At 47.6% G+C, this 15,961-nt stretch carries 11 protein-coding genes; 6 read left to right on the top strand and 5 right to left on the bottom strand.

Going from position 1 to position 15,961, the window contains the following annotated elements; translation table 11 throughout:
* Positions 1-2: 2 nt before the first annotated feature.
* Positions 3-1,238, bottom strand: coding sequence for a 2-oxoglutarate dehydrogenase complex dihydrolipoyllysine-residue succinyltransferase (gene odhB / locus FCL47_RS17290; RefSeq protein ID WP_136814789.1), 1,236 nt, complete (start codon positions 1,236-1,238; stop codon positions 3-5).
* A 31-nt stretch (positions 1,239-1,269) separates the two neighbouring features.
* Positions 1,270-4,086: a 2-oxoglutarate dehydrogenase E1 component gene (locus FCL47_RS17285; protein WP_136814788.1), complete on the bottom strand. Its 2,817-nt coding sequence runs from the start codon at positions 4,084-4,086 to the stop codon at positions 1,270-1,272.
* Positions 4,087-5,662: 1,576 nt separating this feature from the next.
* On the opposite strand from FCL47_RS17285, the gene FCL47_RS17275 reads away from it, so the two are divergent.
* Positions 5,663-6,634 (top strand): NAD(P)H-dependent oxidoreductase, encoded by a 972-nt coding sequence (locus FCL47_RS17275; RefSeq protein WP_136814787.1) that lies wholly within the window; start codon positions 5,663-5,665, stop codon positions 6,632-6,634.
* A gap of 413 nt (positions 6,635-7,047) precedes the next feature.
* On the opposite strand, the gene FCL47_RS17270 is transcribed toward FCL47_RS17275, so the two are convergent.
* The 3 genes from FCL47_RS17270 to norR all read right to left on the bottom strand — a co-directional run bounded on the left by FCL47_RS17270 (position 7,048) and on the right by norR (position 11,967).
* Positions 7,048-9,036 (bottom strand): heterodisulfide reductase-related iron-sulfur binding cluster, encoded by a 1,989-nt coding sequence (locus FCL47_RS17270; RefSeq protein WP_136814786.1) that lies wholly within the window; start codon positions 9,034-9,036, stop codon positions 7,048-7,050.
* Between the two features lie 264 nt (positions 9,037-9,300).
* Positions 9,301-10,056 carry a succinate dehydrogenase/fumarate reductase iron-sulfur subunit gene (locus FCL47_RS17265; protein ID WP_136814785.1) on the bottom strand — a complete coding sequence of 252 codons (756 nt, stop codon included), beginning with the start codon at positions 10,054-10,056 and terminating at the stop codon, positions 9,301-9,303.
* Between the two features lie 345 nt (positions 10,057-10,401).
* Positions 10,402-11,967 (bottom strand): nitric oxide reductase transcriptional regulator NorR, encoded by a 1,566-nt coding sequence (norR, locus tag FCL47_RS17260; protein WP_136814784.1) that lies wholly within the window; start codon positions 11,965-11,967, stop codon positions 10,402-10,404.
* A gap of 278 nt (positions 11,968-12,245) precedes the next feature.
* Here norR and FCL47_RS17255 point away from each other — a divergent pair, with 278 nt between their 5' ends.
* The 5 genes from FCL47_RS17255 to ric all read left to right on the top strand — a co-directional run bounded on the left by FCL47_RS17255 (position 12,246) and on the right by ric (position 15,869).
* A complete protein-coding gene (locus tag FCL47_RS17255; protein WP_136814783.1) occupies positions 12,246-12,566 on the top strand; it encodes a cupin domain-containing protein in 321 nt (106 codons plus the stop codon).
* A gap of 82 nt (positions 12,567-12,648) precedes the next feature.
* Positions 12,649-12,840 (top strand): ferredoxin, encoded by a 192-nt coding sequence (locus FCL47_RS17250; protein WP_136814782.1) that lies wholly within the window; start codon positions 12,649-12,651, stop codon positions 12,838-12,840.
* Positions 12,841-12,879: 39 nt separating this feature from the next.
* Positions 12,880-13,482 carry a DUF6448 family protein gene (locus FCL47_RS17245; RefSeq protein ID WP_136814781.1) on the top strand — a complete coding sequence of 201 codons (603 nt, stop codon included), beginning with the start codon at positions 12,880-12,882 and terminating at the stop codon, positions 13,480-13,482.
* 268 nt (positions 13,483-13,750) lie between these two features.
* A complete protein-coding gene (locus FCL47_RS17240) occupies positions 13,751-14,929 on the top strand; it encodes an FprA family A-type flavoprotein (protein WP_136814780.1) in 1,179 nt (392 codons plus the stop codon).
* A 226-nt stretch (positions 14,930-15,155) separates the two neighbouring features.
* The gene (gene ric / locus FCL47_RS17235; RefSeq protein WP_136814779.1) at positions 15,156-15,869 is read left to right on the top strand and encodes an iron-sulfur cluster repair di-iron protein; all 714 of its coding nucleotides are present in this window, start codon (positions 15,156-15,158) and stop codon (positions 15,867-15,869) included.
* Positions 15,870-15,961: the final 92 nt, after the last annotated feature.

Below are 15,961 nucleotides of genomic sequence, written 5' to 3'. Positions count from 1 at the left end.
AATCAGATCTCCAGGAATAGTTTCTGTGGCGCTTCGATCCGCTCTTTAATGCTTTTCAGAAAACTCACGGCTTCGCGGCCATCAATTATCCGGTGATCATAGGTTACAGCCAGGTACATTATCGGCCGGATCCGCACTTCCCCGCCAATCGCCACCGGCCTGTCCTGAATCGCATGAAGCCCCAGAATAGCGCTTTGCGGGGGATTGACAATCGGTGTCGATAACATGGAGCCATATACTCCGCCATTGCTGATAGTGAAGGTACCTCCAGTGAGCTCTTCCATAGTCAGACTGTTGTTCCTGGCCTTCTTTGCGAACTCGGCGATTTTTTTCTCTATCTCGGCAAACCCCATGCGTTCCGCATGCCGCAATACCGGAACTACCAGCCCCTTGCCGCCGCCGATGGCCACCCCGATATCACAACTGTCATGGTACACAATATCCCTGCCGTCAATTGCCGCATTGACCAGGGGGAAGTCACCCAGGGCGGTTACAGCGGCTTTGATAAAAAAAGACATGAATCCCAGCTTCACCCCGAATTTGTCGGCAAACTGCTGACCAAATAGTGACCGGACTCTTTTCACCTCGGACATGTCAACTTCATTGAAGGTGGTCAACAAGGCCATAGCCTGCCTGGCCTCCAGCAACCTGGCCGCAATGGTCCTTCGAATGGGGGTCATGGGCACGCGGCGCTCTTTAGCCGCCTCAAGCTCCCCTTCCGGTCCGGAGCTGAGTGGTTGTTGTTCCTCTTTGATTTTCTCAGGTGAGGCAACTTCGGTCACGGCTCGCCGTGCGTCCTCCTTGAGGATGCGATCCCCCGGTCCAGTCGGAGTCACCGTATCGGCAGCGACATTATGCTGGGCCAGTATCCTGGCGGCAGCGGGCATAACCCTTGCCGCAGATTTTGCAGGCGCTTCTTCTCTGTTTGTTGCAGAATCGGTCCGGGCATCTTGTCTTTCACCCTCCCCGGTTGTCGGGCGCATTTCTTTCTGGCCGTCCGGTGCCGTGTCTATATGGCCGACAACCTCGCCAATAACGGCCGTTGCACCCTGCTCCTTGAGGATCTTCACCAGAACACCTGCCGCCGGGGCGGGAACCTCCACCGTCGCCTTATCCGACTCAATGGCGACGATCTCCTCGTCGGCCTGCACCGTATCGCCAATCTGGACAAGCCATTCACCGATCTCAACTTCGTTAATCGATTCCCCGAGTTCAGGCACCTTAATTTCAACAATCATCGTGTCCCCCAGCTGTAATTTTACGAATGTTTCAAGTGTACTTCCAGTCGTCAAAAACCGCTTTAAACAGCAATGACTGCTCCAGTTTATGACTGGATGCCGAGCCAGTCGCCGGTGTGGCGGAAATAGGCCGGCTCACCTTATCGAACAACCAGTTCTGACTGAAAAAATCACCGAAACGGAGACGGATAAAAGAATAGGCCCCCATATTCAGTGGTTCCTCCTGGACCCAGAGCAGCGGAATATTTCTTGGATAGGGTCCAAGGGCGGATGCCAGCGCATCTTCTGCCAGGGGATAGAGCTGTTCCAGGCGTACAATAGCCGTTGTTTCGATATTTCTCTGCTGCCGCTCCTGCAGCAAATCGTAGTATATCTTGCCGGTGCAAAGGAGAATCTTATCAACTTTGTCCGCCCGGCAATCATTGTCCGGAATTATTTTCCTGAAACCGCCTTCGGCAAGACTTCTCAAGGGGGAGACCGCTTTGGCATGACGCAGCAGGCTTTTTGGTGCCATCACAATAAGCGGTTTGCGAATGCGGCGCTTTACCTGACGCCTTAAAAGGTGGAAGATCTGCGCCGGCTCCGTTGGATTCACCACCTGGTAATTATCTGTTGCCGCATTGGCAAGAAAACGCTCCAGCCGGGCACTGGCATGTTCCGGTCCAGTTCCTTCCAGACCATGGGGGAGCAACAGAACCAGGCCGGATAGCAGGTTCCATTTAGTTTCCGCCGAGCTGATAAATTGATCAATATAGACTTGCGCCACATTGGCAAAATCCCCAAACTGTGCTTCCCACACCACCAGCGATTCGGGATACGCGGTGGAATAGCCGTACTCGAAACCAAGAACCGCCCCCTCGGTCAGCGGGCTGTTGATGATGTCAATCCTTGCCTGGGACGGGCTTATGTTGGCTAGAGGGAGATAGCATGCGCCGGTGTCAGCATCATGGAGGACACTGTGCCGGTGGCTGAAGGTTCCCCGCTGGCTGTCCTGGCCGCAAATACGCACCGGCACCTGTTCGTCAACAAGAGTGGCAAAGGCCAGGGCTTCGGCAGCGCCCCAGTCCAGCGGGGTTTTGCCTGCATACATCTCTTCTCGTGCTTTGAGCAGCTTGACGATTTTACGGTGTGCGGTAAAATCGGCTGGAACCCCGACCAACTGTTTTCCCAGTTTTTGCAGCTGGCCAAGTGACACCGCTGTTTCCACTTCTTCAACCAGAGCGTCAATACCGCCGACATATGGCCCGTGAGGGTGGGTGAACAAACTTGAAGATGCCGAGCCATCCTCTGGAGAATCCGCCAATGTGCGAAACTCCTCCTCAAAATACTGCTCCCGTGTTTGTCGAATGACATCCGCTTCATCTTTTTTCAGCTCTCCAAGGGAAATCAGGTGCTCCATAAAGCTGTCGCGAACCGTAGGACGCTTGTCTATCGCCTCGTACATAACAGGCTGGGTAAATCTGGGCTCGTCCCCCTCGTTGTGACCCCTCCGGCGATAGCAGTACATATCGATGACGACATCGCGTTTGAATTGCTGCCGAAAATCCAGTGATACATCGAGGCATTGCGCCACCGCATGGGGCACCTCGCCATTTACGTGAAAGATAGGAGTCTGGAGCATTTTAGCGACATCACTGGCATAGGTCGTTGACCTCCCTTCGGCCGGCAGGGTAGTAAAACCGATCTGATTATTGACTACCACATGCAGGGTCCCGCCCACAGAAAAGCCAGCCAGCCCGCTGAGATTCAAGGTTTCCTGAACGATACCCTCTCCTGCCATAGAAGCGTCCCCATGGATGAGAATCAACAGCCCCCTGTTGGTATCCTGAACATCATTTTTGATCTGGCATGCCTTCAGGGCCCCCTGTGCTACCGGCCCGACAAACTCAAGATGGCTGGGATTAAAGGAGAGATCGAGGACGACCTTTTTTCCATCCCCGGTTCTGTAATTCTGATGGAATCCCTTGTGGTACTTTACATCACCGCGACCGACATTGATTTCCGCATCAGCATCCTGGAATTCTTCAAAAATGTTCCGGGGGCTCTTGCCCATGATATTGGCCAGCACATTGAGACGTCCACGATGGGCCATGCCGATAACGATGTGGCTGACTCCCTGGCCAACCGCCTTGTCAATGGCCTGATCGAGGAGAGGAATGAGGGTTTCCGCACCCTCCAGCGAAAACGATTTGGCTCCGACAAATTTCTTCTGGATAAAGTGCTCAAAGACCACTGCATCCGTGAGTCGCTCCAGAATTCTGACCTGCTGTTTTCTGGAAAGCCTGATGCGGTTTCTGGTCGTTTCCATCCGTTGCTGCAGCCATTCCCGCTCATTCAGGGCATCAATATGCATGAATTGAACGCCGATATAACCGGTGTAGGTCTCCTTGATAATCTCAAGTATTTCCCGAAGAGGCAGAGCCTTCTGCCCGGAAAAATGGCCGAAGGTAAAGAGCAGATCAAGATCCTCGCTGAACAGGCCGTAGTATTCCGGATCAAGCTCCGGGAGGGCGGTACGTGGGTTGCCGAGGGGATTGAATTTGGCCAGGATATGTCCCCGTACCCGATAATTTCTGACCAGAAGACTGACGTTGTACTGCAGAAAAGACATGGCCCCGGCACGGCCGCAACGGGCACACGTCAAACCACCAGGCCCAAAGCCCTGGTGGAGCTGAGCCCGGCCCTCTGCAAGTCCCGCAGGACTACCCGGCGAGGCCGGCCCATTTTTTTCAAGTCCTGCAAAATAAGCTTGCCACCGGGGAGACACCGAATCCGGGTTGTCTTGAAAATGTTGCCAGAGCTCTTCTAGATAGCGGATATTCTCAAAACTTGTGAATGTGTCATTCATTTGCCCGCCATCTCCCGGTTGGAGCCTCAGAGGGGTGGTACTCGAAAAAATCCACCATGAAAAGGAGCACCAATATATTGTAATTCGAGATCCTGTTTCTGCCTATTCTTTTTTGTGCTTTTCTGCGATACGCTTCGCGTTGTATGCTCTTGAATTCTACGCAGATACAGGAATATGTGAAAAACATCTTTATCTAAATGAGAGAAGGCAAAAAAGTTCCGCATATCGACACAACAGAAGAGACGAATGCATACCTAAGAGCTCCTGACATTGAAGAAATGAGCAGGGAAAATAGCTTGAGAACGCGGAATGGCACCATCTGGATACAGATGATGCTTTAGGGATTATTCCTTTATTTTATTGTCCTCCAACTGCCGCTGCAGCGTTACCGAAATCTGCGACCTGGACAGCGATGTTACCATTTCTCTTTCAAATAATTGTATTTCTTGCACAAGCACTTTCTCTGAACTTTTCAAAACACATTGCCGTCGTCCTGTAAACTATATGGGCAAACTTAGTGTACGGCATGTACAGAAAGAGCATCAGAACAAAGACAAGATGCAGAAAATAGATGAGGTAACCTAAAGTCGGCATGCCGTCCCAGCGCAGCAATTCCGCAAGAAGGCCGGTAATTCCTACGGCAGCAATCTCCCAAATAAGAAACCAGTCATAAAATGTCCTGCTTGCTTTCCCTCTCTTTTCCAGCTTAATGCGATCACTGGTAAGTACCCAGACTCAGTAAGGCAAAGCAATTGCAGAAATATTTGCCAGAGTTTTGAAAGGGTCCGTCAGTGGCAGCGGGCCATGAAAAGATGGCCAGATAAGTCCCAAAATATCCTGCCTGAACGCCGACCAGCACGTGAGAATAAAGGCACCAATAAAGCCCAAAACCACCGGGAACTTTCATTCACCACTGTGCCCAAATCATTTCCTTTCTGGGAAAAGGATGCTGATCCGTTGAAAGAGGACAGGCAACAGAACAGGAGACACATTGATAACACTTCTTCAATGTGTCGCCTCCTGTCTCTTTCAGAGATTTGATAAATTCAATATCCAGGTCAAAGCACATGTCGACCTCCAGTATAGTCACCTATGACAATTGTTTTTTTGCAATCATTTGTTGATTCAGCAACCAATGAAGAAAAAAACAGGATGGTGCCCACCGCCTTTGATCATCCTGTTTCTTGCTTTTTTGTGCACACCTTTGCCTACCAGCACACCTCCGTGAGCAATGTGCATGTAAACCAAACTTTTCTTTTCTGCCCTTGCTAGGTGTTGGAAGATTCCTCTTTAAAGTTGCAAGTAAATCACGTAATATAAATATTAGTAAGTGGCTCCTTTTGGTATAATCTCAATGAGTTAGATCATAATACTATGCCATGGAGTCGCTTCCCTTTTGCTACCTATTTTGCCGATATTAAATATTATATTCGATATCCGACGTTATTCAGGCACAGAAATTGAAAATCCCTTCTTTATAGTGATTCTCACATGAGAGCTAATCCCACTAACCCAGTTTTAATTTTTAGGAAACTTCAGATTTCCTTACAGCTACTTAAATAAAGGATGCCGCGCCATGTTCGTACTCGGTTTACAGGGAAGTCCGCGCAAAAAGGGTAACTCAAGCTATCTCTTATCCGAATTCATGGCAGAAGCCCAAAGTCTGGGTGCCCAAACCCACGTGGTGGAGGTGGATAAACAGAATATTCAGCCGTGCAAAGAGTATATCGTCTGTGAAAAAAAAGGGTTTTGTCCCATCGACGACGATATGAAGCATGAGATCTATGCCCTGCTGCGCCGCGCAGATGTGATTGTGGTCGCCTCGCCAGTATTTTTTTTCAATGTTACGGCCCAGCTCAAGGCCCTTATCGATCGCTGCCAGACCTTCTGGGCCCGCAAGTATAAATTTAAGCTCAAGGACCCCAACAGCAAATATCGTCGGGGGTTCATGCTTGCGGTAGGTGCCAGCCGGGGCAAGAGCCTCTTTGATGGCATCCATTTGACGGCCAAATATTTTTTTGACGCCGTGGAAGCCAGCTATGACGGCAGCCTGACCTACCGGGGCATTGAAAGCGCGGGAGCTATGCAAAAGCATCCCAGCGCCAAACAAGAAGTCCGTGAAGCGGCCCGCAAGGTTTTGCAGCCCTTTGTGGGCCGCAAAAAGATTCTGTTTGCCTGCCGCGAAAATGCCTGCCGCAGCCAGATGGCGGCCGCCTTTGCGCAAGTGCACGCCGGCGACATGCTCGAAGTCTATTGCGGAGGCAGTGCACCGGCCGACCAAGTCAATCCGGTCATGCTCGAGGCCATGCATGAAAAACTGATCGACATGGCTTTCCGCAACACCCAAACCATCGAAGCGGCCCTGGCTGAAGGTCAACCCGACATCATTGTTAACATGGGCTGCGGCGAAGCCTGCCCACTGGTTCCAGGGGCCGCCCGATACGATTGGGACCTGCCGGATCCCGCCGGCAAATCCCTGGACTTCATGCGTGATGTGCGCGACCGAACTGAACAGCGGGTACTCGAGCTCATCGACACCTTGACTTAGAGGTTACAGGAGTTGGAGGGCGGCAATCCAGGAGCCATGCTACACAACTTAAAACCGTTGATCCGTGGTTTAAGGACTGGGACCACTTCTAAAAATGAGGATCAATGGCAGAAAAGAACACCCCCGAACAAAATATCTCAGTCCGAGGGTGGGAGTATGAGGTTGCTGGGCTAGTATATATGGGCTAAGTAGCTGGAGAGAAAAAGGCGCTCACCGAATGATCCGAGTTCGGATAGCTACTCTAAACAACGAACTCCGAGATTCGTTTTGCTCTTGGCATCCTTCGATGAAAGGAAATATGGCAGAATCCCTTCTGCTTGCTCCTAAGCCACCGGTTTTTAATGGTTTCCGTTATCAGAAAAATTATCAGGAATATTTTTTAGTGTCTATCCATAGTTTGTGTCTGTCTATAATTAACCAACTCTTTCGACCAGAATTTCGGCAATATCTTTTGTTAGAAGTGATTCCTCCACTTTGGCACTCTTCACTCCGTCTTCAAACATGGTCAAGCAGAACGGACAATTGGAGACCAGGATCGGCGCATCGGTTTCGACGGCCATTTTAACCCTTTTGACATTCATCCGTTCGCCGATTTTTTCCTCGGCGAGAATTCGGCCGCCGCCCGCACTGCAGCAGAACGCCTCCGCCCGGTTTTTATCCATCTCAATTATAGTGCCGCCCGCAGCTTTGATGAGGCCTCTCGGCGTATCGTAGATATCGTTGTGCCGGCCAAGATAACAGGAATCGTGGTAGGTACAAGAAAGTTCACGGGAATCTATCTGCAGTTTTCCCGAGGCAAGCAGTTTTTCCAGAAAGACGATGTAACTTTCGACTTTGACATTGGCATCAAGCCCTAAATCACGATAATCTTTTTCCAGGGTGTTGAAACAATGCGGACAGGTCGTGACAATTTTCTTTACCCCATAGGATTTTATCTTCTCGATATTTTCTCCAGCCAGACTCTGGTACAAATACTCGTTGCCCATCTTACGCATCGGCTCACCGCAACATTTTTCTTCCTTACCAAGAATCCCCACCTTCACCCCGGCTGCCTGACAGAGCTTGATAAAGCTGCCAGCGACGGCAATATTACGTTTATCAAAGGAACCGTAACAACCGACAAAATAGAGAATATCGATCTCACCATCATCGGCCAACGTTTTGACACCCAGTGGTTCGGCCCAGTCTCCTCGCTCGGCATAACCAATACCAAGTGGGTTACCGTTTACTTCGGTCGCTTCCATGGCGGTCATCACCTCTTCACCTGGGAATTCACCCTCCATAAGAACCATGGCCCGACGACAGTCAATGACTTTTCGGATATGCTCGATCGCTGCTGGGCAGATCTCCTGACAGGCACGACAGGTGGTACAAGCCCAGAGGGCATCTTTTGTGAAAGTGTCAATCAGGTTAGCTTCAGGATTTTGAAAAGCAACCTCCCCCAGCTGCCTGACAACCTTCATGGGAGAAAGTGGTTTGCCGGTATTAAAGGCAGGACACCTATCCTGACAGCGCATGCACAAGGTACAGGCATCGGCATCGAGGATATCCTTCCAGGTCATCTCTTTCAGGTTGGTTGCACCAAAGGTCTCGGCTTCCTCATCTTCCAGATTCAGGTTGATGAGTTTGCCTTTTGGTCCGAGATCATCAAAGAAATAATTGGTGCTGGTGGTAAAAATATGTCTGAATTTGGTACCTGGGATGAGGATAAAAAAGCCCATAGTCAGTGAGAGATGAAACCACCAGGTTACCTTGTGCAAAGCGCGGAGGCCACCCTCGCCCATGCCGGAGATGATGTTTGCCACCAGCAGTCCCACAGGCGACCAAAACGATAGCGGCGTACCCAGTTCGGTTACTGCAATGCGACATCCCTCGATAAGAAAACCGGTGAGGAGGATGGTGAGCATCAGACCGTGCATTAGAGCATCATCATTTTTGGTTTCCAAGCCTTCCGGAGGGAAAAAATATCGTCGCACCAGGAGTCCGCTCAGCATAAAAATGCACACCAGCCCGGCCGTGTCTAGAACGATGGAGAACAATAAGTAGAACGAGCCTTTCAGGAACTTTACATCAAAGAAGAGATCAGTAAAATCCGCCTGAATAAAGATCAAGGTCGTGCCGATAAACAGCAGGCAAAAGCCCCAGAAAAAGAAGCCATGCAGGAGGCCGGGCCAACGGACTTCCGCCACCTTTTTTTGCAGGAAGACATTTTTCAGCAGATGGACCAGCCGCTTATTCCGCTGATCGATCCTGTTCAGCGGCAGACTCTGTTTATACACTTCGACTCTTCGCATAAAGCCACGTACCAATAGCCCAATAGCCACAAACGTGAAGAGGTACATGGGAATCAGCGTCTCTGCACTATGACCGACATTCCAATAGATTTCCCGGGTATATTCCACTTTCTACTCCATTATTTTTTTGTGTAAAACAACTACCGATCTTCTTCAACGATCAATGTCAGGTTCAATTTCATAAGATTGTGCTACCGCTCTCTCTTTAAGATGTGCTGGAGCTCCAATAAAATTTTGCATTGATATTAAAATCACAGCAGTGGTCAATCCAACCATCGCACTTACTTCGCATATTGAATTAACGTTCAGGCATGGTTCAGTTGATACCCACTGTTGACGACCGACCTCAAACCGAGGTTTTTAGGCTCAAATTTATCCTTCTGAAAACGCAGCCTTGAAATACTCTTTGTTTAATCTGGCGATATTGCGAATCGAGATCCCCTTGGGACAGACGGCTTCACAATTTTTCACATTAGAACAATGACCAAAACCTTCATCATCCATTTGCGCGACCATTGCCAGGGCACGTTGCTTTCGCTCTACCTGCCCTTGAGGGAGCAGACAAAGTTGAGAAACTTTAGCACTGGTAAAGAGCATTGCAGAATCATTAGGACAATTAGCTACACAGGCTCCACAGCCAATGCACACAGCAGCATCCATTGCGAGTTCTGCCTGCTGGGATAGAATGGGGGTAGCGTTGCCGTCTGGAGCTCCACCTGTGTTCACTGAGACATACCCACCGGATTGTATTATACGATCAAGAGCTGACCGATCTATGAGTAGGTCTTTTTTGATCGGAAAGGCTCGCGAGCGAAAAGGTTCGATGATTAAAGTGTCGCCACTTTTGAAATGTCGCATATGCAATTGACAAAGAGTAACTTCCTTTTCAGGTCCATGGGCGACTCCATTCACAATCGCACCGCACATTCCGCAAATACCTTCGCGGCAGTCATGGTCAAAGGCGACAGGGTCTTTGCCATCCTTAGTGAGCTTTTCATTTAGTACATCAAGCATCTCGAGAAAAGACATGTCTGTGCTGATGCGATCGAGAGTATACGTATCAAAATTGCCCGATGCGTCACCATTCGGTTGTCGCCAGATCTCTAGCGTCAGGTTAATATTGTTCATGCTGTCTACACCTCAAGATTTCAGTTTAACGTCTCGATATGGTTAGATATGATGGTTAACACGTTGGCAAAACAGACCTGCCTTTCTTGCCAACGTGGGTTAAGTTGAAAAGGGTAAACCTCAACAATCAACTCAGAGCCAAAATCAGGGAGGCAGGTCATGCAGAAAATAAGGTTCTTCAGGATGAACCGTACTTTTGTTTTAACCGTCCTGTTTTATTAGGGATCAATAGAGCTTGAGATTGAATAAACTCACTATACTCAAAACAATTCATGTTGAAAGACCTATCCACAGACTAACAATTAAATCCAAGGGCGCAACGATTTAACTCTCCTCGTTGCTTTTCTAGTAGATACTCTTTTTTCGTATTCCGAGACGTGTTGCAAGGTTATGGAGATTGCTGCGATGCATATCAAGATCTCTAGCAGCACCAGCCCAGTTCCCTTGATTTCGTTCGAGTGCTGATTGAATGAGTCGTATTTGAAATAATTTTACCTCGTCTCGAAAGGAGAGATTCGCCATAGTTTGAGCAGGTGAGTCATACTCAGGTACTGGATTTACATAAAGCGCTGATCCGAGATCACCAGCCAAATGTTCAGGGAGTATTCTTAAATATTCCTCACCATGAGGTTTCTGGGACGCCTTTAATACGGCCCTTGAGAGTATATTTTCCAGTTCACGGACATTACCCGGCCAACTATAGCGACCGAGAAGTTGTAATGCACCCTCACTTATGCGGAGCTCTCCTAGTCCAAGTCGTCTTCTGGCCCGTTCAACGAAAAAGCCGGTAAGAATGGCGATATCTTCTTTTCTCTCACGCAGTGCTGGTACCTTAATTGGGTAAACGTTGAGTCGGTGATAAAGGTCGGCTCTAAACTTACCTGCCTGAACCTCTGCTTTCAGGTTTCTGTTCGTGGCCGCAAGTAAGCGCACGTCTGCATGAAGCATTTTTTCTGAGCCAATTCTTTGGATTTCGCCTTCTTGAATAACCCGCAAAATCTTGGCCTGGATTTCCAGGGAGAGTTCACCAATTTCGTCGAGAAAAAGAGTGCCCCCATCGGCCAGTTCAAACTTGCCGGCTCTATCATTGCTTGCTCCCGTAAAAGAACCCTTCACATGGCCAAAAAGCTCACTTTCAGCGAGCGATTCCGGAAGTGCCGCACAATTGAGATAGAGCATTGCTTTATCTCGTCGATAGGAATGGCGGTGGATGGCTCTGGTGACTAATTCTTTGCCAACACCGGTTTCGCCAAGGACCAAGATTGTATAGTCTGACTTAGCAACCAGCTCAATCTCCTGCCGCATTTTTTCAATTACTGAGCTCTTGCCAAGAATTTCCCAGCCTCTCTGTAGAGCAACATCCTGCATCAAGTCTGAGGCAATTTGGCCTTGGCGTTCCGCTTTTTCCTCAAGTGCTTTGAGCAAATCCGCCACCTGCATCTGCGCACCGGCCATTGATCCGATTGTTTGTAAATACTGTTTGGGAAGATGGTCAAACGTCCCAACATTAAGAGAATCGGCGGTTAGAACACCAACCAGATTACCGTCGACATACAGTGGACAGCCAAGGCAGGCATGGATGTGTCGCAAGGCATCCCGGTCCAAAACCAACATACCGTCAAAAGGATCTGGGAGTGGGCTATCTGCAGGAAAGAGTACAGGTTCACTTGATCCGCAAATAAGGTCCAGGCGCGGGTGCTCACTTCTCACATAGGCACGCCCCATGGCATCTGGGGTTAATCCCTTTGAGGCTATTGGAGTGAGCTTGTCTCCTTGGACCCGCAAAAGGGTTGCCGCGTCATAAGGAATGGCTCGGTGTAGTGCATCTAATAATCGTTGATAACGATCGTCCGAGCTCATGACTGCTGTAAGGTCCACCGCTATGGCTGAGAGGGTATGTAGTTTGTCCATAGTTATCAATTTTACAACGATGTTATATATATCGCAACATCGAAGTGTTGTATAAAGGTAAACACTCACTGTAACATATTGATATATTGCAGTTATTATTTTGGCACACTAGTTGCAAACATTCAGATTAAGAGAAGATATCTCTCCCAATAATATTTCTTGGAACGGAGATCTTAGAGATAGATTTCCGTTTGTGTAAAAGGGTCTGTTGTCGGGAGGAATATAAGCAACAGACTCAAATTGAAGTTGATTAAACAAAATTAACTTAAGGAGATACCATGAAAATTTTAAAACTAAAAGACACCAATGAATTTACTCCCGGAGCTATGAAAAGGTTCTTCCTGGTAGAAGACTCACCAAGCTTTAAGATCGTCAACTTTAACCTGGATGAAGGAGTTACCTTTCCAGTTCATTCACATGACCTGGATGGTGAGCTGTCAATTCAGGTATTAGAAGGAGAAGGATTTTTCCTAGGTGATGGAGACACAAAAATACCAGCCAAACAAGGAGATATTCTCATCTCGCAAATCCGAGAACCTCACGGAGTAAGATCAAAGACTCAAATGAGAATTCTGGTGACAATAGCTCCACCAATTTGATGACAACATCAGGAGATAGTGCTACCCATTTGAATTGAACTGTATGACTGGATAAGAATAAAAATACCATAAGGAGAATATCATGTCTCAGAAAGTTGTAATTGATGAAGAAGAATGTATTGGCTGTGAAGCTTGTGTGGAATGTTGTCCCTCAGTATTCGCCTTTGATGACGATAAAGTGAAAGCTTATGTTCTTGATGATGCAGATGCTGGAGAAGATTGTGTCGATGAGGCGATAGCTTCATGTCCAGCACAGTGTATTTCTAAAGAATGACAAAATTCACAGAATGAATTGATGGAGGAGGTGGACGCTATGAAAAAAGCACGAGAATTATCAATTAGAAATCTACTAGCTGTCGTTATTGCATTTTTCTTTATGATAAGTGCGAGCGATGCGCTCGCTCATTGTGACACGATGGAAGGTCCTGTTGTTGCCGAGGCGAGACAAGCTCTTGTGACTGGAGACGTTACCCCACTTTTGAAATGGGTTTCGAGTGACGAGGAAGAAACCATCAAAACTGCCTTCAAGCATACTCTGGCAGTAAGACAGCTAGGTGGTGAAGCAAAAACTTTAGCTGACATGTATTTTTTTGAAACTCTGGTGCGCATTCATCGAGCGGGAGAAGGTGCACCATACACGGGCTTGAAATCTGGTATTTCTGTTGATCCAGCAGTTGCTTTAGCTGACGCGGCTATAGCAACAGGCTCAGTTGACAAGCTATCTGATGTTCTGAGTAATGCTTTGAAAAACGGACTAACTGATCGTTTTAACCAGGTGATAATCTCTAGCAAACACGCTGGTGAGAGTGTAGAAGCAGGCCGTGAGTATGTTGAGGCTTACGTGCAATTCACTCACTTTGCTGAAGGCGTACATGGGATGATAAAAGGAGAAAAACAACACGCCGCTCACAACTAATGATGGCAAATGCTCCGAGTATCATGCTGGCGATTTCATTTCTGGACTTAATTAAAGGGAGCCCCACCTAGGGATACTGTAACCTGTGCGCTGGGGCTCGTTATTGGGCCGCACCATGTGGACCATTGACCTGAACCTGCTGATAGAAGGTATTAATAATACTATCGGAGATGATTCCTCATCAAAGTGATTGCTGTTCTGCATAAAGAGAAACATCGTACGCAAAAATAAACGCTATCAAATTTTATGACACCTATGGAGGTGAAAGATGCTCGCACGAAAAATAAAAGAGAACATTTACTGGATGGGCTCAGTTGATTGGGACAGTCGTCTCTTTGATTCCCTTGTCCCTCTTCCAGATGGAACAAGCTATAATGCTTATTTCATAGAAGGAAGTGAGAAGACAGTTTTGATCGATACAGATGATCCCTCTATGGCCAAGGAATTAATGGCACAACTTGAGGGCATCCCGAAGATTGATTACATCGTTTCTCAACATGCGGAACAGGACCACTCCGGGACTCTCCAGCAGGTTCTTGAAAAATACCCTGCGGCAAAGCTCATAGTAACTCCCAAAGCAAAGGGAATGCTTCTCGATTTTATGAAAATACCGGAAGAATGTTTCATAACCGTTGCAGACGGGGAGACTCTTTCGCTTGGTAATAAGACCTTGAAGTTTATCTATACCCCCTGGGTTCATTGGCCTGAAACCATGGTGACGTATCTGGAGGAAGATAAGATCTTGTTCAGCTGTGATTTTTTTGGATCTCATATTGCAACAACTGATCTTTTTGTAACCGATGAAGGGCGTATTTATGAAGCTGCGAAGCGCTATTTTGCCGAGATCATGATGCCATTTAGAAATGTCATCAAAAAGAACCTTGAAAAACTTGAACCCTACGATATAGATATGATTGCTCCGGGTCATGGCCAAATATTTCCCCGTCCGGCGTTTATATTAGATGCCTATAGAGACTGGACACTGGGAGAACCCCGCAACACCGTGGTTTTGCCCTATGTGTCCATGCACAATAGCACAAAGCTGATGGTCGACTATCTCGTTACAGCCTTGGTAAATAAAGGTGTAAAGGTCGAATTGTTTAACCTGACAGTAACCGATGTCGGGAAACTGGCCATGGCCCTGGTTGACGCTGGAACAATCATCATCGGTACTCCTACCGTCCTTGCAGGCCCTCATCCTTATGCGGCATATGCTGCTTTTCTCGCAAATGCCCTGCGGCCTAAAGCAAAATTTCTTTCTCTTGTCGGTTCCTACGGCTGGGGAGGCAAAACGGTAGAAACACTTGCCGGAATGATTCCCAATCTCAAGGTAGAGGTTATAGATCCTGTTCTCTGTAAAGGTGTGCCTGGGGAGGATACCTTTAACGCCCTGAAAGATCTTGCGAACACGATTGCTGAAAAACACAAAGAAAATGGCTTTATGTGACACCGCTCCCCAGGAGGTGTGTATAGCACGAGGTCTTCTACCCATTTACCCATTTGTTTTTATTGTAAAAAAACATGAAACGACAATGACTATTGGGTACAGATAGAGGGGTATATCAAGGATCACTCAGGAAGCTGAGTTTACCCACAATGTATTTCCACCCTGTGCAAAGGAGGCTCGATCTTGATTTTTATGAACCAAAATAAATTCATCGGAGGTGAAGTTAATGAAGGAGTCAGAGCGAACAATAGGCGAAATTGTCGCCGAGGATTATCGGACCGCAACGGTCTTTGAGGAGCACGGGATAGATTTTTGCTGCGGAGGCAAGACAGCACTTTCCCAGACCTGCATGGAAAAGGGGATAGATCTTGCCTCTATAACAGCGGAGCTTGAGACAGTAACAAGCAAGCCGGTTGAGCAAAGCCAGAATTTTAGCTCTTGGGAATTATCATTTCTGATCGACTATATCATAAATGTCCATCATACCTATATTAAGAACAATACTGGACAGATAGCGACGTATGTGCATAAAATTGCCGAGGTTCATGGCGCTCATCATCCAGAGGTAATTGAGATTGCCGCCATCTTTAATAAGATGGCAGCCGACTTGGCGGTTCATCTGCAAGAAGAGGAGGAAGATTTCTTTCCGGCCGTCAAACGAGTCGATATAGATCGAAAAAATGGTGCAACATCGAATCCGAAAGATATCGAGACTATTAAGAATTCCCTTATTAAGCTCACCTCTGAGCATGAACAAGTCGGTGACGCGATCCACAAAATTCGCCATCTTGCCAACGGCTATGCGATACCGGGGGATGTCTGTAATACTTTTATGATTACATATCAGAGACTCAAGGAATTTGAGGATGACCTCCATAAGCATGTGCACCTTGAAAATAACATTCTTTTTCTGAAAGCAGGGCAGCTGTTGAAACAATAATAAGCGAGAGAGCCGAGTTTTTTATGCAGAGTACAGAACATGTTCTGTTGACTGATAATTTGACAGAATTAATGCAAGGCATTGAAGATAGT

It is taken from the genome of Desulfopila sp. IMCC35006 (assembly GCF_005116645.1).
In the GTDB taxonomy this organism is placed as follows: domain Bacteria; phylum Desulfobacterota; class Desulfobulbia; order Desulfobulbales; family Desulfocapsaceae; genus Desulforhopalus_A.
The sequence above is the reverse complement of the archived record's forward strand: the minus strand, read 5'-3'. Positions and strand labels throughout refer to the sequence as shown.

Bases quoted from the DNA above. Each gene is read 5' to 3' on its own strand.
- odhB (WP_136814789.1), bottom strand. From the start codon at position 1,238: ATGATTGTTGAAATTAAGGTGCCTGAACTCGGGGAATCGATTAACGAA.
- FCL47_RS17285 (WP_136814788.1), bottom strand. From the start codon at position 4,086: ATGAATGACACATTCACAAGTTTTGAGAATATCCGCTATCTAGAAGAG.
- FCL47_RS17275 (WP_136814787.1), top strand. From the start codon at position 5,663: ATGTTCGTACTCGGTTTACAGGGAAGTCCGCGCAAAAAGGGTAACTCA.
- FCL47_RS17265 (WP_136814785.1), bottom strand. From the start codon at position 10,056: ATGAACAATATTAACCTGACGCTAGAGATCTGGCGACAACCGAATGGT.
- norR (WP_136814784.1), bottom strand. From the start codon at position 11,967: ATGGACAAACTACATACCCTCTCAGCCATAGCGGTGGACCTTACAGCA.
- FCL47_RS17255 (WP_136814783.1), top strand. From the start codon at position 12,246: ATGAAAATTTTAAAACTAAAAGACACCAATGAATTTACTCCCGGAGCT.
- FCL47_RS17250 (WP_136814782.1), top strand. From the start codon at position 12,649: ATGTCTCAGAAAGTTGTAATTGATGAAGAAGAATGTATTGGCTGTGAA.
- FCL47_RS17245 (WP_136814781.1), top strand. From the start codon at position 12,880: ATGAAAAAAGCACGAGAATTATCAATTAGAAATCTACTAGCTGTCGTT.
- FCL47_RS17240 (WP_136814780.1), top strand. From the start codon at position 13,751: ATGCTCGCACGAAAAATAAAAGAGAACATTTACTGGATGGGCTCAGTT.
- ric (WP_136814779.1), top strand. From the start codon at position 15,156: ATGAAGGAGTCAGAGCGAACAATAGGCGAAATTGTCGCCGAGGATTAT.